15 protein-coding genes are annotated in these 18,056 nt (G+C 63.2%); 9 read left to right on the forward strand and 6 right to left on the reverse strand.

Features of this window, described 5'->3' with window-relative positions:
• Nucleotides 1-13: 13 nt before the first annotated feature.
• The gene (locus ACLH0I_RS11040; RefSeq protein WP_250963011.1) at nucleotides 14-736 is read right to left on the reverse strand and encodes a pirin family protein; all 723 of its coding nucleotides are present in this window, start codon (nucleotides 734-736) and stop codon (nucleotides 14-16) included.
• A gap of 322 nt (nucleotides 737-1,058) precedes the next feature.
• Here ACLH0I_RS11040 and ACLH0I_RS11045 point away from each other — a divergent pair, with 322 nt between their 5' ends.
• On the forward strand, nucleotides 1,059-2,009 hold the full coding sequence (locus ACLH0I_RS11045) for a GlxA family transcriptional regulator (protein WP_411387044.1): 951 nt from the start codon (nucleotides 1,059-1,061) through the stop codon (nucleotides 2,007-2,009).
• 184 nt (nucleotides 2,010-2,193) lie between these two features.
• Nucleotides 2,194-3,672 carry an ATP-binding protein gene (locus ACLH0I_RS11050; RefSeq protein WP_411387045.1) on the forward strand — a complete coding sequence of 493 codons (1,479 nt, stop codon included), beginning with the start codon at nucleotides 2,194-2,196 and terminating at the stop codon, nucleotides 3,670-3,672.
• Here the strand turns inward: ACLH0I_RS11050 and ACLH0I_RS11055 are convergent.
• Entirely contained in the window at nucleotides 3,619-6,423 is a 2,805-nt protein-coding gene (locus ACLH0I_RS11055) for an ATP-binding protein (protein ID WP_411387046.1), read from the reverse strand. The two genes, ACLH0I_RS11050 and ACLH0I_RS11055, sit on opposite strands and share 54 nt — an antisense overlap.
• A gap of 357 nt (nucleotides 6,424-6,780) precedes the next feature.
• Between ACLH0I_RS11055 and ACLH0I_RS11060 the strand changes: the two genes are divergently transcribed.
• The 7 genes from ACLH0I_RS11060 (at nucleotide 6,781) to ACLH0I_RS11090 (ending at nucleotide 13,581) form a co-directional block, all read left to right on the forward strand.
• On the forward strand, nucleotides 6,781-7,602 hold the full coding sequence (locus ACLH0I_RS11060; RefSeq protein WP_411387047.1) for an alpha/beta fold hydrolase: 822 nt from the start codon (nucleotides 6,781-6,783) through the stop codon (nucleotides 7,600-7,602).
• A gap of 132 nt (nucleotides 7,603-7,734) precedes the next feature.
• Complete coding sequence (locus ACLH0I_RS11065; RefSeq protein ID WP_207961447.1) at nucleotides 7,735-8,676, forward strand: LysR family transcriptional regulator; 942 nt, start codon at nucleotides 7,735-7,737, stop codon at nucleotides 8,674-8,676.
• Nucleotides 8,673-9,086 carry a DoxX family protein gene (locus ACLH0I_RS11070; RefSeq protein WP_411387048.1) on the forward strand — a complete coding sequence of 138 codons (414 nt, stop codon included), beginning with the start codon at nucleotides 8,673-8,675 and terminating at the stop codon, nucleotides 9,084-9,086. Before ACLH0I_RS11065 ends, ACLH0I_RS11070 begins: the two co-directional genes overlap by 4 nt.
• Nucleotides 9,079-9,717 (forward strand): antibiotic biosynthesis monooxygenase, encoded by a 639-nt coding sequence (locus ACLH0I_RS11075; protein ID WP_411387049.1) that lies wholly within the window; start codon nucleotides 9,079-9,081, stop codon nucleotides 9,715-9,717. Before ACLH0I_RS11070 ends, ACLH0I_RS11075 begins: the two co-directional genes overlap by 8 nt.
• A gap of 118 nt (nucleotides 9,718-9,835) precedes the next feature.
• Entirely contained in the window at nucleotides 9,836-11,674 is a 1,839-nt protein-coding gene (locus ACLH0I_RS11080; protein ID WP_411387491.1) for an amidohydrolase, read from the forward strand.
• A gap of 148 nt (nucleotides 11,675-11,822) precedes the next feature.
• The gene (gene ycaC / locus ACLH0I_RS11085) at nucleotides 11,823-12,452 is read left to right on the forward strand and encodes an isochorismate family cysteine hydrolase YcaC (protein ID WP_014337664.1); all 630 of its coding nucleotides are present in this window, start codon (nucleotides 11,823-11,825) and stop codon (nucleotides 12,450-12,452) included.
• A gap of 250 nt (nucleotides 12,453-12,702) precedes the next feature.
• A complete protein-coding gene (locus ACLH0I_RS11090) occupies nucleotides 12,703-13,581 on the forward strand; it encodes a LysR family transcriptional regulator (protein WP_411387050.1) in 879 nt (292 codons plus the stop codon).
• Nucleotides 13,582-13,635: 54 nt separating this feature from the next.
• Here the strand turns inward: ACLH0I_RS11090 and ACLH0I_RS11095 are convergent, their stop codons facing one another.
• The 4 genes from ACLH0I_RS11095 to nuoM form a co-directional block, all read right to left on the reverse strand.
• A complete protein-coding gene (locus tag ACLH0I_RS11095) occupies nucleotides 13,636-14,112 on the reverse strand; it encodes a hemerythrin domain-containing protein (protein WP_053123224.1) in 477 nt (158 codons plus the stop codon).
• 290 nt (nucleotides 14,113-14,402) lie between these two features.
• On the reverse strand, nucleotides 14,403-14,657 hold the full coding sequence (locus ACLH0I_RS11100) for a CopG family ribbon-helix-helix protein (RefSeq protein ID WP_411387051.1): 255 nt from the start codon (nucleotides 14,655-14,657) through the stop codon (nucleotides 14,403-14,405).
• A gap of 358 nt (nucleotides 14,658-15,015) precedes the next feature.
• Nucleotides 15,016-16,479: an NADH-quinone oxidoreductase subunit NuoN gene (nuoN, locus tag ACLH0I_RS11105; protein ID WP_003203388.1), complete on the reverse strand. Its 1,464-nt coding sequence runs from the start codon at nucleotides 16,477-16,479 to the stop codon at nucleotides 15,016-15,018.
• 7 nt (nucleotides 16,480-16,486) lie between these two features.
• On the reverse strand, nucleotides 16,487-18,019 hold the full coding sequence (gene nuoM, locus ACLH0I_RS11110; RefSeq protein WP_411387052.1) for an NADH-quinone oxidoreductase subunit M: 1,533 nt from the start codon (nucleotides 18,017-18,019) through the stop codon (nucleotides 16,487-16,489).
• Between the last annotated feature and the right edge of the window lie 37 nt (nucleotides 18,020-18,056).

Raw genomic sequence — 18,056 nt, forward strand, 5'->3', positions numbered from 1 at the left:
CTCCCACGGTGCTTCACGGCATCTGCGGCAGTTCCTGCGGCCGCAGATCGAACACCAGCACCTCGGCATCCTGGCCATGGCTCAAGGTCAGGGCCTGCTCCTCGCGCACCCGCACGCCATCCCCTTCCTGTAATTGCACGCCGTTAAGCTCGACAGCGCCCCGGGCGACATGCACGTAGGCATAACGATCCGCTGCCAGGGTCAGGGTGGCGCGTTGCTCGCCATCGAACAACCCGGCGTAGACCCGCGCGTCCTGGCGCACCTGGAGCGAGCCGTCGGCGCCATCCGGGGAGATGATCAATTGCAGGCGTCCCAGTTTCTGCTCGCGGCTGAAGTGCTCCTGTTGATAGCGGGGTGTGGCACCGCTGACGTCGGGCACGATCCAGATCTGCAGGAAGTGCACCTGCTCGTCCGCGCTGTGGTTGAACTCGCTGTGGGCCACGCCGCTGCCAGCGCTCATCAACTGCACGTCACCGGGGCGAATGACCGAGCCCGTGCCCAGGGTGTCCTTGTGTTCCAGCGCCCCTTCGAGCACATAGGAAAAGATCTCCATGTCCCGGTGCGGATGCTGGCCGAAACCCTTGGCGGCGGCGACCCGGTCGTCGTTGATAACCAGCAGGTCGGAGAAGCCCTGTTCGTTGAGGTTGCGGTAGCTGGCGAACGAGAAGGTGTGGAACGAGGTCAGCCAGCCGTGGCGAGCAATGCCGCGGTCCGAAGCTTTGCGAAGGGTCAGCATGATGAATTCTCCTGATGTCTTGGGCGGCGGCTGGGGCCGTTCGCCGGGTTCAGAAGAAGGTTAATGGTTGCCGAGATATTCAATAAGCAGGTGGAAAACGAAAGACTGTCCGTTTTGAGTGGACAATCGAGAATGCCTACCGGCGGATGCTTCGCTTCGACATAATGCTGAAGCTTTGACGCTACACAAAACCTGTGGGAGCGAGCTTGCTCGCGATGGCGTCAGGTCAGCCAATACTCATGTGGCTGATACTCCGCTATCGCGAGCAAGCTCGCTCCCACAGGGGCATTTACAGTTTCTGGATTTTTTTGGCGTCTTTTTAATGAAAACCGTTGCAATGGTGCTGTTCCCGGATTTCTTGCTGCTCGACATGGCCGGGCCGCTGGAGGTGTTTTCCATCGCCAATCGTTACCTCGACACGAACCAGCGTTATCAACTGCTGACCCTGGGGACCGAGCGCGGGCCGTTGCGCGCATCCAACGGCGTGGCGGTGCAGGCCGATATCCATATCGACCAAGCCTGGGCGGCCTATGACGTGTTGTTGGTGCCGGGCGGGCCGGGGGCCTATAACGACCAGCATCCGGGGCTGCACACCTGGCTGCGCGCCGCGGCGCAACGGGCGACGCGCTACGGTTCCATCTGCACCGGCGCCTTTGTGCTCGGTGAGGCGGGCTTGCTCGACGGTTATCGCGTCACTACCCATTGGCATTACACCGAACGCCTGGTCCAGCGTTTCCCCGAGGCCTTGGTGGAAACCGACAAGATCTTCCTGCAGGACCGGCGCCTGATTACCTCGGGCGGCGTCACCGCCGGGATCGACCTGGCCCTGTCCATCGTCGCCCAGGACCATGGCCGCAAAGTCGCGTTGGACGTGGCCAAGGTGTTGCTGGTGGTGATGAAACGCCAGGGTGGGCAGGCGCAGTTCAGTCCCTCGGTGGCGGCGGTGTCGACACAGGAATCGGCCATCACCCGGGTGCAGAATCATGTGATGGAGCACCTGGAAGAGCCCTTCACCATCGAACGCATGGCCGCGCTGGCCGCCATGAGTGCGCGGCATTTCGCCCGGGTCTTTGCCCGGGAAGTGAAGATGACGCCCATGGAGTTCCTGCAAGGCGCACGCATCGACCGGGCGCGTCAGTTATTGGAAACCACTGACCTGCCACTCAAGACCGTGGCGTTTCGCAGCGGCTTCGGCAGTGTGCGGCACATGCGTTTTCTGTTTGGTGAAAAGCTCGGCCTGACCCCGGTGCAATATCGTCAGCAGTTCAGTTGAGCCGTCGGTGTCCGTCCAAGGCACCGTGATGTCCGTGGTGCTCCCTGTGCCAGCATTGTCCTGTGGCGTGCGCCTGCCAAGATAACGGCGAACCCCTTGGAAAGGATGCGCAGGAGCCCAGGGCAGACGTGTTCGGTGATCCGCACGCTGACGCCCGCACCGGTTTTCCGGCGCTGGATCGCCCATGAACAGTTTCGTCAAACCCGACAGCGAGCCGGCGGTGAGCTTCGGTCCGTTTGCCTTCTACCGGCAGCAGCGGCTGGTCACCCGTGACGGCCAGCCACTCGCATTGGGTGGTCGCGCCCTGGATGTTCTGCAGGTGCTGGTGGAGCACGCCGGCCGTTATGTCAGTAAGCAAACCCTCATCGCCCACGTCTGGCCTGACAGCGTCGTGGAAGACATCAACCTGCGGGTGCACATTGCGGCGCTGCGGCGGGCCTTCGGCGACGGGCGGGACGGCGCGCGCTATATCCTCAACCATCCACGACAAGGCTATTGCCTGGCGGTTCACGAGGACATCGAGACGCCGTTCGGTCCCCCAGCCGAGCGACACAACTTGCCCACGCGCTTGAGCCCGGTGGTCGGCCGCGACAGGATCCTGGGACGGTTGTTGGCGCAAGTGCCTCGTCAAGCCTTGACCACCGTGACCGGCCCGGGCGGGGTCGGCAAGACTACCGTGGTGTTGCGGGCGGCGCAGCTGTTGCTTGAACATTTTGACGACGGTGCCTGGTTCGTTGACCTGGCCGCCATCAGCGAGCCCTCGCAGGTGACGGCTCAGGTGGCCGGCGCGCTGGGCCTGGCGCATGGGGCTTTAGGCCGGCGCCTGGAATCCTGCCGGATGTTGCTGGTGCTCGATGGCTGCGAGCAGGTGCTCGGCGCCTGTCGGGAACTGGCCCAGGCGTTGGCTGTGACGGCACCGGGGGTGGCGCTGTTGTGCAGCAGCCGCGAACCGCTGGAGCTGTCGGGCGAAAGAATCGTGCCACTGCCGGGCCTGACCGTGGCGTCGCCCCTCGAGCCGGAGCACCAGATCGTGGCATGCCCGGCGGTGCAGTTGCTGATTGAGCGGGTAGGCGCCCGGCAGCAGGATTTCAAGCCCCATGGCCGCGACTGGCTGATCCTCGCCCAGATTTGCCAGCGCCTGGACGGCTTGCCGCTGGCACTGGAATTGGCGGCGGCCCAGGTCGACGCCTTGGGGGTGGCTGGGGTGCTCGAACAGTTGGACTACGGTTTGTCCCTCTTGAGCCATGGGCGGCGTACCGCAGTGGCCCGGCATCGTAGCCTGGAGGCGGTGCTGGATTCGAGTGTCGAGCGTTTGAGCGCTGACGAACGAACCGCGTTCCAGCGCCTGGCGGTGTTCGAGGGACCGTTTACGCTCAAGGCGGCGCAGGCCGTGATCAGTTGCGCTGAACTGAATGTCGGGCAGGTGCCCAGGTTGCTGTTGCGGTTGGCGAGCGTGTCACTGCTGATGGTCGAGCCGTTGGCTGAGGGCGGGCGATTTCGACTGCTGCACACCACTCGCGCCTACGCCATGGACAAACTGCGGCGCAGTGGTCAGTGGCCTGTGTTCCATCGGCGTTACGTACTGCAAGGTGCCTGGGGGGCGCGGCGTTCACGGCCCCAACCGGCGAGTCAGCGTTTGGAGCAGCGCGTCGGCTTCCAATAGATCGGGAGTGTCGAAGCCCTCGCTGAAGCGGCGGTAGACCGGCCCGAGCAGTTCCTGCGCGGCATGCACCTGCCCTTGACGTTGCCACAAGCGGGCCAGGGAGGTCGCGCTGCGCAGTTCCCAGGCCAGGGCTTGATGACGACGGGCCACGGCCATGGCGTCCAGCAGTTGCGCTTCGGCGGTTTCCTCCAGGGACGGCTCGTTCCGCGCCAGCAAGGTTTCGGCGCCGGCCCGCAGGATCTCCGCCGAACACCAGCCCGCAGTACCCGTGCGGGCCCGTTCCAGTTGCGCCGGGCTGACCAACTCAGGACGCAGGGTGACGACGATGTCCTGGATCAGCCCGTTTGTCGCACTCGTCTCCAGCGTCTCACCATCCAATACGCAGGCGTAATGGCAGGCCCAGTCATGGAACAGCATCACCGAATGTTTCTTCGCCTGCTGCTTCAACAGATCGAGCCTTTCCCGCGTGGTTGAATGATCGCCGTTGTAGTGGGCGATCACGCAACCGGTGAGTGCCAGGGTGTAGCAGATCGAAATGCCGTGATTGATCTGCAGGGCGATCTGCAACGCCAGGTTGGCGGTGCGCCGGGCTTTCTCGGCAAAACCTTGTAGCCAGAGGATCCGCGCCAGAATCGTCAGCGCCGCCACGCTCTGGTCGTATTGCACGCCGAAGCCGTGACTGAAGCGGCTGAGGTGGCCGCTCTGGGCCAGGCGCTGGATCACTTGCTCGGCTTCATGCCGCGCCGCGCCCTGGTCACCGGTGAAATGCAGTGCCAGCACCCGCAGGCGTAGAGCGCTCAAGGACAGGGTCGGGTCGCCCTGCAAACCCAACCGATCGAAATCCAGGCTGTGGTCCAAGGCCTGTTGGTAGCGGCCGCAGCTGAGGTCGACGGTCATTTGCCCGGACACGGCCCGCAGCTCGCCGGCCAGGTCCTGGCATTGCCGGGCCAACTGCCGGGCGGTGGCGAAGGCCCGCACGGTGGCCGGCGTACCGCCCTCGGTGTGGTAGTTGAAACTGGCGTGGGCCAGTTCCAGGGCCAGGGTCAAGCGTGGGCAGGGATTGGGGCTGGCCCGCAGCAAGTTCAGCGCCCGGTTGACGTAGAGGCCGTGTTCCTTGAGCAGCGACAGTTCCTGCCAGAGGGGCAGGGTGCGAGCAGTCAGGCGAATCGCCACGGCGTGAGAACCCTGCGGGCCCAGGCCTCGGTCGAGCGCGGCGCGGATGTCATCGCGATAGTCGGCGTAGCGGGCGATCCACAATCGGGTGGGGGTGTTTTCCCAATCGCTTTCCGCTTGTCCCATGAGCGCCAGGCAGCGTTCGGCGTGGCGTTCCTGGCTGGCCGTCAGTTCCCCGGCTTCGGCGAGTTTTTCCAAGGCATAGCGGCGGGTGGTGTCCAGCAGGCGATAGCGCACCTCTTCATCGCCGATCTCGACGTTGAGCAATGACTTGGCGACCAACTGGCTGATCGATACCAGCACCTGTTCGGGTGCGACATGCTGGCCGACGATCACTGCCGCGGCCGAGGCCAGGTTGAAACTGCCCATGAACACCGCCAGCCGCCGCAGGCAGGTCTGCTCGCAGGCCGTGAGCAGCGCGAAGCTCCAGTCCAGCGTGGCGCGCAGGGTCTGCTGGCGCGGTGCGGCGCCGGTGTCGTTGTGGAGCAGGGCGACGCTGTCTTGCAGGTGTCGGTGAAGCGCCTCCAGGGTGAAGCGGCCAAGTTGTCCGGCGGCCAGCTCGATGGCCAGGGGAATGCCGTCCAGACGCTGGCAGATGTCGATCACCAACGGCACCTCGCGGTCGGTCAGTTCGAAGTCGTCACGGCTGGCCATCGCACGCTCGGCAAACAGTTGCAGTGCCGGGTACTCCAGGGCGGGATAACCCTCGATGGGCATTTCACGGGGCGGGAACGCCAGGGCGTCCAGGCGCTGCATGTGTTCACCTTCGGCGCGCAGGCCTTCGCGGCTGGTGGCCAGGATGTGCAGGTGAGGCGCACCACGTAGCAAGGTTTCGCTGAGCTGGGCGATGGCGTCGATCAGGTGCTCGCAGTTGTCGAGCACCAGCAACAGATGCCGTTCCTTGAGCTGTCGGGCGAGGGTGTCCAGCGGATCGCCGTCCTGCAGGGGCAGGTCGAGCAACGCACAGAGGTTGGGAGCGATCATGGCCGCGTCGTTGAGCGACGCCAGGTCCAGCAGGTGGGTGCCGTCACGGTAATGGCCGATCAGCCGTTCAGCGACCCGCAGGGCAACGGTGGTCTTGCCGATGCCGCCGGTGCCGACCAGGGTAATGAAGCGTTTTCGCGGCAGCTGGGCCACCAGGTTTTCCACCAGGGCCTGGCGGCCGATCAGGCGCGTGCGCTGCAGTGGCAGGTTGCGCGCCAGGGACGGATGGGGGATGCGCGCCAATGGGTCAAGGGATTCGAAAGCCAGCGGCGCGACGAAGCTGTAGCCGCGCTGCGCCACGGTGACGATGTAGCGCTGCCCGGCCTGGCCGTCCCCGAGGGCCTTGCGCAGGGCTGCGACGTGTACGCGCAGGTTGGTGTCTTCCACCACGCTTCTGGGCCAGACCCGGGCGATCAGTTGCTGCTTGCTCACCACCTCGCCAGCGTGTTCGAGCAACACCAGCAGGATCTCCACGGCCCGCCGCCCCAGGCGCAACGGTTGCTCGCCCTCCAGCACCAGGCGCTGGCGCGGATGGACCCGGTAAGGGCCGAAGTGCACCGTCTGTTCGACGGGCAGGCTGAGGTAGTGGCTCATGGTGCTCTCAATGTTCTGGTCCCGATGCCCGGGCTTTACCCGAGCATATTCCTCAGGTTTGGCTTCAAGCGCAACGGCGCAGGCTCTACTCCCGGCCTTCCAGACGCCGAACCTGTGGCGAGGGAGCTTGCTCCCGCTGGGCCGCGAAGCGGCCCCAAAGGCCCCACCTCCCAACCAATCTGACACTCCGAGGTGACAGTTCTGGGGCTGCTGCGCAGCCCAGCGGGAGCAAGCTCCCTCGCCACAAAAGCGGGTTTTTAACACCGCCGTTCCGAAAAAATTAACAACGTTTAACTCACGCAAACGTCCCCTACGGCCGGACCATGAAGCGATCCACCCACCTCAAGGAACCCTGTCATGAGCACCTTCATCACCCGCGACGGCACCGAGATTTACTACAAGGATTGGGGCACTGGCCAACCGGTGGTCTTGAGCCACGGCTGGCCGCTGAACTCGGACAGTTGGGAAGGGCAGATGATGTTCCTGGCGTCCAACGGCTACCGGGTGATCGCCCACGACCGCCGTGGACACGGGCGCTCCAGCCAACCCTGGGACGGCAACGACATGGACACCTACGCCGATGACCTGGCTGAGCTGATCGAACGGCTGGACTTGAAAGACGCGGTGTTGATCGGCTTCTCCACGGGCGGTGGTGAAGTGGCGCGCTACATCGGCCGCCATGGCGCGGCCCGCGTCGCCAAGCTCGGCCTGATCTCGGCGGTGACGCCGTTGATGCTCAGGACCGCGGCCAACCCTGGTGGCTTGCCGGTCGAAGTGTTCGACGGTTTCCGCCAAGCCTCCCTGGCCGACCGTTCTCAGCTATACAAAGACGTGGCCAGCGCGTTTTTCGGCGCCAACCGCCCGGGCGCCAAGGTCTCCCAAGGCATGATCGACTGGTTCTGGATGCAAGGCATGCAGGCCGGCCACAAGAACACTTACGACTGCATCAAGGCGTTCTCGGAGACCGATCTTTCCGAAGACCTGCGCAACATCGACGTGCCGACCTTGGTGGTGCACGGCGATGACGATCAGATGGTCCCCATCGAAGCGGCCGGCATTGCCGCTGCCCAGTTGCTCAAGAACGCGCAGTTGCTGGTCTACCCGGGCGCGCCCCATGGCCTGACCGATACCCACAAGGACCGCTTGAACGCGGACCTGTTGGCGTTCATCCAGGGTTGATCAAACCACACACCTGTGGGAGCGAGCTTGCTCGCGATGGCGTCATTACATTCAACATCGATGCAAGCTGACCCACCGCTATCGCGAGCAAGCTCGCTCCCACAGGTTTGGCATTCAACAGGAACAACCCCCATGAACCGCAACGATTTACGCCGTCTCGACATGAACCTGCTGGTGATCTTCGAGGCGCTGATGTTCGAGAAAAACCTGACCCGCGTCGCCGAAAAGCTGTTCATGGGCCAGCCGGCGGTGAGTGCGGCGCTGGGGCGGTTGCGGGATCTGTTCGACGATCCGTTGCTGATCCGTCACGGTCGCGGCATGGAACCGACGCCGCGGGCCCTGGCGATCCTGCGAGAGCTGCAACCGGCCATGGACACCATCTCCGGCGCGGTCAGCCGGGCCAAGGCGTTCGATCCGTCCACCAGTTGCGACGTGTTTCGCATCGGTCTGTCCGACGATGCCGAATTCGGCCTGTTTCCTCCGCTGCTGAGCCAACTGCGCGAAGAAGCGCCGGGGATCATCGTGGTGGTGCGCCGGGCCAATTTCCTGCTGATGTCCTCGCTGCTGGCCAGTGGTGAAATCAGCGTCGGCGTCAGCTACACCACCGACCTGCCGGCCAATGCCAAGCGTAAGAAACTGCGAGACATTCCCTGCAAGGTCTTGCGCGGCGACAAGCGCCCGGGGCCGCTGACCCTGGACGAATACTGCTCGCGGCCCCACGCCATGGTTTCGTTTTCGGGCGACCTGAGCGGCAACATCGACTTGGACCTGGCCCGCATCGGCCGGAGCCGCAAAGTGGTGCTGGCGGTGCCGCAATTCAGCGGGCTGCGAGCATTGTTGGCGGGTACCGAGCTGATCGCCACCGTGCCCGATTACGCCGCCTGCGCACTGGTGGAAGGCTGCGCGTTGCGCGCCGAGGACCCGCCGTTCGAGATCAACGCCGCCGAACTGTCGATGGTCTGGAGCGGCGTGCATGACAACGACCCGGCCGAACGCTGGCTGCGTTCGCGCATCGCCAGCCACATGTCGCAACCACTGCCGGCCGCTGCGGCCGCGGACGGAGCCCACCGATGAACCTGACCGATGAGCGCCCGTTGCAGGACTTGGGCTTGTTGTTCCTGCGCCTGAGCGGCGGGTTGTTTTTGCTGTGGGTTCATGGCTTGCCGAAGCTCTTGAACTACAACGCCGAGCTGACCCGCATCGAAGACCCGTTCCACCTCGGCGCCGCGCCGACCCTGGTCCTGGCGATTTTCGCCGAGGTGCTGTGTCCGCTGTTGATCATGGCCGGTGTGCTGGTGCGCCTGGCGTGCCTGCCGATCCTGTTCCTGCTGGCCGTGGCGCTGCTGGTGGTGCACCCGCAGTGGAGCCTGGAAGAAGGCCAGTTTGGCTGGTTGCTGTTGATTGTATTTACCAGCGTGTTCATTGCCGGCCCTGGACGCCTGGCGCTGAACGCGCGTTTTGATGGAGTGCTGCGTCATGCCTGAGTCCCAAACCCTCGAATCAACCGCGAGCCCGGCGGTACCCGGTTTCGATGAGATCGTCACCTTGGTGGTCAAGCACCGAATCAAAGCCGGGCAGAACGATGCCTATGAGGCCTGGTTGCGGCGCATCGTCACCGTGGCCGGCCAGTGGCCGGGCCATCTGGGCGTCGACGTTGTGCGGGGCAAGCAGGACGGATTGTCATTGTTTACCTGCGTGCTGCGTTTTCGCTCCACCGAGGCCATGCAGCGCTGGCTGGACTCCCCCGAGCGGCGTGAATTGGTGGCCGAGGCTGCGCCACTGTTGGCCGACGGTGATCAGATCGAGGTCGGTTCCCATAAGGAATTCTGGTTCGCCCCGTTGGCCGATGCCGCCACGCCACCGCCGCGCTGGAAGCAATCGGTGGTGACGCTGCTGGTCATCCTGCCGCACACCTTGCTGGTGCCGTTGCTCTGGGGCCCGTTGCTGCAACTCAATGCCTTTCTGTCCAACTACGTGGTCGCCACGTTTTTGATCACCGTGACCATCGTGCTCTCGGTGGTGTACGTGTGCATGCCGCTGGCGACCCGGCTGTTCGCGCCGTGGCTGGAAGCTTCCACAACCCACGAACACTTGGAGCCCGGTCATGGCCAATAAGGACGACCCAACCGATCCGCTGCGCCGCCAATTGCTCGCCGCCGGGTCCTTGCTCAGCGCGGCGGCGGCCTTCTGGCCACGCCTGTCCCTTGCTTCTTCCTCTTCACAAGGAAATCCGATGAACGCCGACCTGATTCTGTTCAATGGCCAATTCCACACCGTCGATCGCGAGAAGCCCCGCGCCAGTGCGGTCGCTATCAGCCAGGGCCGCTTCGTCGCCGTGGGCACCGACGCCGAGGCCATGGCCCTGCGCGGCAGCGGTACCCAGGTCATCGACCTCAAGGGCCGCACCGTCATTCCCGGTCTCAACGACTCGCACCTGCACCTGATACGGGGTGGCTTGAACTACAATCTGGAGCTGCGTTGGGAAGGCGTGCCGTCGTTGGCCGATGCCTTGCGCATGCTCAAGGACCAGGCCGACCGCACGCCAACGCCGCAATGGGTTCGCGTGGTGGGCGGCTGGAACGAATTCCAGTTCGCCGAAAAGCGCATGCCGACCCTGGAAGAACTCAACCAGGCCGCCCCCGATACGCCCGTGTTCGTGTTGCACCTGTATGACCGCGCCTTGCTCAACCGCGCCGCGCTGCGTGTCGCCGGCTACACCCGCGACACGCCGAACCCGCCGGGTGGCGAGATCGTACGCGACAGCAAGGGCGAGCCCACCGGCATGCTGGTGGCGCGGCCCAACGCGATGATCCTGTACTCGACGCTGGCGAAAGGGCCGAAGTTGCCGCTGGAATACCAGGTCAACTCCACCCGCCAGTTCATGCGCGAACTCAATCGCCTGGGCCTGACCAGCGCCATCGACGCCGGCGGCGGCTACCAGAACTACCCGGACGACTACGAGGTCATCGAGCAGTTGGCCCGCGAGCAGCAGTTGACGGTGCGCATTGCCTACAACCTGTTCACCCAGAAGCCCAAGGAAGAACTCACCGATTTCAAGAACTGGACCAGCAGCGTCAAGCTGCACCAGGGCGACGATTTCCTGCGGCACAACGGCGCCGGGGAGATGTTGGTGTTCTCGGCGGCGGACTTCGAAGACTTCCTCGAACCGCGCCCGGATCTGCCGCCGGGCATGGAGCAGGACCTGGAGCCGGTGGTGCGTCACCTGGTGGAGCAGCGCTGGCCGTTCCGCCTGCACGCCACCTACGACGAATCCATCAGCCGCATGCTCGACGTGTTCGAGAAGGTCAATCGCGACATTCCGTTCAATGGCCTGCCGTGGTTCTTCGACCACGCCGAAACCATCACGCCGAAAAACATCGAGCGTGTGCGGGCACTGGGCGGTGGTATTGCGATCCAGGACCGCATGGCCTTCCAGGGCGAATACTTCGTGGATCGCTACGGCGCCAAGGCCGCCGAAGCCACGCCGCCGATCAAGCGCATGCTCGCCGAAGGCGTGCCGGTGGGCGCCGGCACCGACGCCACCCGCGTGTCGAGCTACAACCCGTGGACTTCGTTGTACTGGATGGTCAGCGGCCGCACCGTCGGCGGCCTGTCGTTGCACGAAGAGGGCTTGCCGCGCCTGACCGCGCTGGAGTTGTTCACCCACGGCAGTGCCTGGTTCTCGTCGGAGCAGGGCAAGAAAGGCCAGATCAAGGTCGGCCAACTGGCGGACCTGGCGGCCCTGAGCGCGGACTTCTTCAGCGTCGAGGAAGAAGCCATCAAGTGGATCGAGTCGGTGCTGACCGTAGTGGACGGCAAAGTGGTGTACGCCGCTGGCGACTTCGAAAAACTCGGCCCAGCCAGCGTCCCGGTGCTGCCGGACTGGTCGCCCGTGGTCAAGGTCCCGGGGCACTGGCGCCCGACGTCACCGTTGCAGGCCCAGGTCCACCAGTGCAGCGGGCCGTGCACGGTGCATTCCCACAGCCATGAACGGGCGCGATTGTCGAACGTCCCGGTCAGCGATTTCCAGGGTTTCTGGGGCGCATTTGGCTGTTCCTGCTTTGCCTTTTGACTAACACACCGATTCTCCCCTTGTGGGAGCGAGCCTGCTCGCGAAGGCGTCGGCACATCCGACATCGCCGCAAGCTGACACACCGTCATCGCGAGCAGGCTCGCTCCCACATTGGCTTTCAATACATCCATCCCAAAGGAGTCACCCCATGAGCAACGTTCCCGCCTACAACCGTCTGAACAAAGACGACGCGGTCGTCCTGCTGGTCGATCACCAGACCGGTCTGATTTCCCTGGTCCAAGACTTCTCGCCCAACGAGTTCAAGAACAACGTGTTGGCCTTGGCCGACCTGGCGAAGTTCTTTGAACTGCCGACCATCCTGACCACCAGCTTCGAACAAGGCCCCAACGGCCCGATCGTGCCGGAACTCAAGGAAATGTTCCCGGACGCGCCGTACATCCCGCGTCCAGGCCAGATCAACGCCTGGGACAACGAAGATTTCGTCAAGGCAATCAAGGCCACCGGCCGCAAGCAACTGATCATCGCCGGCGTGGTCACCGACGTCTGCGTGGCATTCCCGACCTTATCGGCTCTGGCTGAAGGCTTCGACGTGTTCGTCGTCACCGACGCTTCGGGTACCTTCAACGAAACCGTGCAACAAGCCGCCTGGGTGCGCATGACGGCCGCCGGCGCGCAGATGATGAACTGGTTCTCGGTGGCCTGTGAGCTGCACCGCGACTGGCGCAACGACATCGAAGGCCTGGGCAACCTGCTGTCCCAGCGCATTCCGAACTACCGCAACCTGATGAACAGCTACTCGGCGCTGACGGCCAAGTAAGCGGTTCATGTTGTATGACGCCCGCCTTGTGCGGGCGTTTTTGTGCAGGGCATTAAACCCTTGCAAACCGAACCACCGCTATCGCGAGCAAGCTCGCTCCCACAGGGTTTGAGGTGTATTCAGGTTCTGTAATCACTGTGGGAGCGAGCTTGCTCGCGATGGCGTCAGCCCATCCAACACCTTTCCAACCTGCTTTACACCACCCACAATGCCCAACTCATCTCCCTGACTGTCCACCCCAGGAATGACAATGAACCCCTTCGAAGAAATGCGCATCTTTGCCCAGGTCATGGAGTCAGGCAGTTTTACCGCCGCCGCGGACAAGCTCGGGCTGTCCAAGCAGTTCGTCAGCCGCAAGCTCATGGCACTGGAGCAGCGCCTGGGCGTGCGCCTGCTCAATCGCTCGACCCGCCGGCTGGACGTCACCCCGTTGGGCCAGCGTTACTACGAAGCGGCGCTGCGCCTGCTCAATGACGTCGAACAAGTGGAGCAGGGCATCAGCGGCCAGACCAGCGAGCCCCGCGGCACGATTCGCCTCAGCGCACCGCTGTCTTTCGCTGTGGCGCACCTGGGCAGCCTGTTGCCGCTGTTCCTGCAACGCTATTCGGGCGTCAGCGTCGAGGTGGACCTGAGCGACCGTTCGGTGGATCTGCTGGGGGAGGGCTATGACCTGGCGCTGCGCATCGGCGTGCTGGAGGATTCGACCCTGATTGCCCGGCGCATCGCGACCATCGAACGGGTGTATTGCGCCAGCCCCACCTACCTGGCGCAAAAAGGCACACCCGCGCGGCCTGAGGACCTGCGCAACCATGACTGCCTGCCCTACGGTCACAGCCGTCAGGTGCAGTGGCGTTTCGCGGGGGCGGGCAAACCATTGACGCTGGAGGTCACGGGGCGCATGCGCGCCAATAACGGTGATTTACTCAGGGACGCGGCCATTGCCGGCATGGGCATCACCTATCTGCCCGCTTTCATCCTCGGCGATGCCTTGAGGGATGGTCGGCTGATCAAGGTCCTGGAAGGCTTCGAGACCGAACCGCTGGCGCTCTCGGCGGTGTATCCCCAGCATCGGCAAAGTGCACGCCCAGTGCAGGCGTTGGTGGAATTCTTGCGCGAACAAATGCAATAAAGCGGCGCAACGCATTCAGCCGCCACATGACGGCTGAAGCATCTGGCGCTTTGATCAGGCGGCGAGGTTGGCGCTGCTCAGTTCTTTTTTGTACTGCGCTTTCATGGTTTCCATTTCCGCGCCCAAGGCGTCCAGCTTGGCCTTACCCAGCAGTTTTTTCGCGTGGGGGAACATTTCCTTTTCTTCTTCTTCGATGTGGTGCTCAAGCAGTTCCTTGACCACTTTCACCCGACCGGCGAATTCCGGCTGGGTTGGATCGGTGGTTTTCAGGTCCGGCAGCACCAACGAGTCGACGGTGCGGTGTTCTTCCTTGGCCTCGTAGTACATTTCAGCCTCGTCCTTGCCACCGGCTTGCTTGAACGCCGGATAAAGAATTTCTTCTTCCAGGCGAGTGTGGATGGAAATTTCCATTTCCAGTTTCGCCAACAGGTCGGTGCGTTTTTTCACAGCGCGCTCGGTCGACTCGCTCAGTTGAGTCAAGATGGCTTTGACGCGCTCATGGTCGGCTTTCAACAGATCGATGGCATTCATGGGAAGCTCCTCGGCAATTCACGGATGCGGGCAGGCTTCGAGCGCCGACGCCGCGTAAGAGCTGAATTGCATGAGCTGTGCCAGCCGAGACGGGTTTTAAAACGCTTTAAAAACAATGGGTTGAAGCGTTCTTGATTTTCAGCGTCGTGCAAGCTGCATGAGCCGGGGGGAAAATGCGTTGCAGTTTGCGCTGATGGCCTGCCACGGCGCGTTCGAATCGACATACATCTCAGCCGATCACCAAATGGAAAGGCCACTGCGCTTTGGCAGTCAGGTTGGTCGAGCCGAAGTTATCGATCCCCGTTGAGACTATCGGCCCAAGCCTGAACTGCCTGGTGGTCAATCACTCGGCCAGTGTCAACATCGGCCAAGGCCTCATGAGTCAGGAGACTGTGTTCCTCTTCCTGGTTTATCCAGGCAGATAGCGCTTGTTTAACGATCCAATCCTTGGAGCGCCCGAGGCGTTCGGCCATCAAGTCGACTTTTTCGGCCAGGTGCACCGGGACGTGAGCTGTAACCGACCGGGTTTTCGTGGTGGCTGTCATGGCGGATTTCTCTATTGCAGTTGACGGTACACGCCCTGTCTTCTGAGGCAGTCGCTTCTGAAGGATGATCGTAGATGATTGTTGTCGATATTCTCTGCGGCAAACTATCAGATGTAATAAGAAACCGTCTCACTTTCAGAAAAAACACCAACCCATGGCGAGGGAGCTTGCTCCCGCTCGGCTGCGTAGCAGTCGTAACGATCGTTTACCCGATGGTCCGTGTTGAGCTGATCGAGGCTGCTGCGCAGCCTAGCGGGAGCAAGCTCCCTCGCCACGGTTTTTGATCACTCGAATCCTGCTCAAAAAAAATGCCCGCATCTCTCGAAACGGGCATTTTTGTTCGGTGACGCTCAGGCAATCAACCCGTCAACCCAGCCTGCTGAACCAACGTCAGCAACGGCTGCGGGTACACACCCAGGAAGAATGCCAATACGGCGATGGCCAGCAGCATCACGCCGCCTGCCTTTTGTTCCCAGTGCAACTCGGCATCGTGGCGACGCAGGTTCGGTTCCATCAGGTACAGGGTGACCATGACGCGCAGGTAGTAGAACACGCCGATGGCACTGCCCAGCACCAGGGAGCCGACCAGCCACCATTGGTGGGCCTCGACGCCGGTGGCGATGATGTAGAACTTGCCGATGAAGCCGGCGGTCAGCGGGATGCCGGCCAGGGACAGCATCATCACGGTCAGCACGGCGGTCAGGTACGGACGGCGCCAGAACAGGCCGCGGTATTCGTACAAGGCGTCGGCGTCGCGGCCGTTGTACGGCGAGGACATCAGGGTGATCACGCCGAAGGCGCCGAGGCTGGTGATCACGTAGGTGACCAGGTACACGCCGATGGCTTCCACGGCCAGGCCCTTGCTGGCGATCAGGGCGATCAGCAGGTAGCCGAAGTGGGCGATGGACGAGTAACCCAGCAGACGCTTGAGGTTGCTCTGGGTCAGTGCCAGCAGGTTACCGAACAGGATCGACGCGATGGCGATGATGGTCAGCACGTTGCTCAGCACACCGCTGCTGGCCACTGGCGAGATCTGGAACAACCGCACCATCACTGCGAACACCGCCACTTTCGACGCAGTGGCAAGGAACGCCGCCACGGGCGCCGGGGCGCCTTCGTAGACGTCCGGGGTCCAGAGGTGGAACGGGACCAGCGACAGCTTGAACGCCAGGCCGATCAGCATCATGCCCAGGCCCAGTTGCGCGATCGGGCTAGGCAGGCCGGTGGCGGCCAGGGCCTGGCCGATGCCGACGAAGCTCAGGGTGCCGGCTTCGGCGTAGAGCAGGGCCATGCCGAACAACAGGAACGCGGAGCCGGCCGCCGACAACACCATGTACTTGATGCCGGCTTCCAGGGAGCGCTTGTTGAAGAAGGCGTAGGCCACCAGGCCGTAGACCGGTACCGACAGCAGTTCCAGGCCGATGAACAGGCTGGCCAGGTGCTGCGCGCTGACCAGGACCAGGCCACCGGCGGCGGCCATCAGGATCAGCAGGTACAGTTCTTCGCGGTTGCCCGGGTAACCCGAACCGCCATCGCCGAGGTAGGCGTGGGCGAGGGTGACGCAGGCCAGGGTGGCGACCAGGATCAACGCCATGTAGAGGCAGGCGAAGCTGTCGATCTGGATCAGCGGCGTGACCGCCAGTGGCGCGACTTTCAAGGCCGGCAAGATCGACAGCAAGGCCAGGTTCAGCCCCGCCACCGACAGCAGGAAGGTCTGTGAGTGATTGCGCCGCCAGGCGATCGCCAGCATCACCACGATGATCGTGGCGCTGGTGATCAACAGCGGCGCAAGCGCGATAAAGTGTTGAATCGTGAATTCCATAGCGCTCTTACCGGGCCGAAGCGAGTTGAGAGAAGGCGGTGCCGAGCCACTGCTGCACGCCATGCATCGTGGCGGCAGAGGTGTCGAGGAACGGTTGCGGGTAGACGCCGAGGTAAACCAGCAGCACCGCAAGGCCGAGCACCATGATCAGTTCGCGACCGTCCATGCCACGCAACACTTCATCCGACTTGGCCGGACCGAAGTAGGCGCGGTGGATCATGATCAGCGAGTAGACCGAACCGAACACCAGGCCGGAGGTGGCAATCGCCGTGATCCATGGGGCACTGACGAACGAGCCGATCAGGATCAGGAACTCGCCGACGAAGTTGCCGGTACCCGGCAGGCCCAGGGAAGCGGCCGCGAAGAACAGGCTGATGGCCGGCAGGTAGGCGATGCGCGACCAGATGCCGCCCATCTCACGCATGTCCCGGGTGTGCAGGCGCTCGTACAACTGACCGCTGAGGATAAACAGCGCCGCGGCCGACAGGCCGTGGGCGAGCATCTGGATCACCGCGCCTTGCAGGGCCAGTTGGCTGCCGGAGTAGATCCCGATCAGCACGAAGCCCATGTGCGAAACGCTGGAGAAGGCGATCAGGCGCTTGATGTCGCTCTGGGCGAACGCCAGGAACGCACCGTAGAAAATCCCGATCAGGCCCAGGGTCATGGCAATCGGCGCGAACTCGGCCGAGGCATTGGGGAACAGCGGCAGGGCGAAGCGCAACAGGCCGTAGGCCGCCGTCTTCAGCAGGATACCCGCCAGGTCCACGGAACCTGCGGTCGGCGCCTGGGCGTGGGCGTCCGGCAGCCAGGAGTGGAACGGCACCACCGGCAGCTTCACCGCGAAGGCGATGAAGAAGCCGAGCATCAGCACGTACTCGGTGGTCTTGGACATCTGCACTTTCAACAGGTCGGCGTAGTTGAAGGTAATCACGCCGGTGTTGTTGAAGTTCACCAGGACCAGGCCAAGGATCGCCACCAACATGATCAGGCCGGAAGCCTGGGTGAAGATGAAGAACTTGGTCGCCGCGTAGATCCGGGTTTTCTTGCCGTCCGAAGAACTGTGACCCCAGAGCGCGATGAGGAAGTACATCGGCACCAGCATCATTTCCCAGAAGAAGAAGAACATGAACAGGTCCAGCGCCAGGAACACGCCGACGACGCCGCCCAGGATCCACATCAGGTTCAGGTGGAAGAAACCGACGTGACGCTGGATCTCTTTCCAGGAGCAGAGCACCGAGAGGATACCCAGCAGGCCGGTCAGCAGGATCATCAGCAACGACAGGCCGTCGAGGGCCAGGTGCACGCTGATGCCGAAGCGCGCGATCCAGGCGTGCTTGAACTCAAGCGCCCAGGTTGGATCGGCGCCAGGGGCCGGTGCAAATGAATAGTCGCCGGTCGCCCACAGCCAGAGGCCGAGCGCGAGTTCCAGGGACATGGTCAGCAGCGCAATCCAGCGCGGGAGCGTGGAGCTGGAGCGCTCCGCGATCCAGCACAGCAGGCCGCCGATGAAGGGGATCAGGATTAGCCAGGGCAGAATCATGACGGGCTCGTTTCCTTTCGCAAGTTCGCAAGGTTCA

The organism is Pseudomonas sp. MPB03 (assembly GCF_046605385.1).
GTDB classification, from domain to species: Bacteria; Pseudomonadota; Gammaproteobacteria; order Pseudomonadales; family Pseudomonadaceae; genus Aquipseudomonas; species Aquipseudomonas zanjanensis.

Excerpts from the sequence above, each read along its gene's own strand:
- nuoM (WP_411387052.1), bottom strand. The coding sequence starts at position 18,019 with ATGATTCTGCCCTGGCTAATCCTGATCCCCTTCATCGGCGGCCTGCTG.
- ACLH0I_RS11075 (WP_411387049.1), top strand. The coding sequence starts at position 9,079 with ATGCCTGAGTCCCAAACCCTCGAATCAACCGCGAGCCCGGCGGTACCC.
- ACLH0I_RS11065 (WP_207961447.1), top strand. The coding sequence starts at position 7,735 with ATGAACCGCAACGATTTACGCCGTCTCGACATGAACCTGCTGGTGATC.
- nuoN (WP_003203388.1), bottom strand. The coding sequence starts at position 16,479 with ATGGAATTCACGATTCAACACTTTATCGCGCTTGCGCCGCTGTTGATC.
- ACLH0I_RS11100 (WP_411387051.1), bottom strand. The coding sequence starts at position 14,657 with ATGACAGCCACCACGAAAACCCGGTCGGTTACAGCTCACGTCCCGGTG.
- ACLH0I_RS11040 (WP_250963011.1), bottom strand. The coding sequence starts at position 736 with ATGCTGACCCTTCGCAAAGCTTCGGACCGCGGCATTGCTCGCCACGGC.
- ACLH0I_RS11070 (WP_411387048.1), top strand. The coding sequence starts at position 8,673 with ATGAACCTGACCGATGAGCGCCCGTTGCAGGACTTGGGCTTGTTGTTC.
- ACLH0I_RS11055 (WP_411387046.1), bottom strand. The coding sequence starts at position 6,423 with ATGAGCCACTACCTCAGCCTGCCCGTCGAACAGACGGTGCACTTCGGC.
- ACLH0I_RS11080 (WP_411387491.1), top strand. The coding sequence starts at position 9,836 with ATGAACGCCGACCTGATTCTGTTCAATGGCCAATTCCACACCGTCGAT.
- ACLH0I_RS11045 (WP_411387044.1), top strand. The coding sequence starts at position 1,059 with ATGAAAACCGTTGCAATGGTGCTGTTCCCGGATTTCTTGCTGCTCGAC.
- ACLH0I_RS11060 (WP_411387047.1), top strand. The coding sequence starts at position 6,781 with ATGAGCACCTTCATCACCCGCGACGGCACCGAGATTTACTACAAGGAT.
- ACLH0I_RS11090 (WP_411387050.1), top strand. The coding sequence starts at position 12,703 with ATGAACCCCTTCGAAGAAATGCGCATCTTTGCCCAGGTCATGGAGTCA.
- ACLH0I_RS11050 (WP_411387045.1), top strand. The coding sequence starts at position 2,194 with ATGAACAGTTTCGTCAAACCCGACAGCGAGCCGGCGGTGAGCTTCGGT.
- ACLH0I_RS11095 (WP_053123224.1), bottom strand. The coding sequence starts at position 14,112 with ATGAATGCCATCGATCTGTTGAAAGCCGACCATGAGCGCGTCAAAGCC.
- ycaC (WP_014337664.1), top strand. The coding sequence starts at position 11,823 with ATGAGCAACGTTCCCGCCTACAACCGTCTGAACAAAGACGACGCGGTC.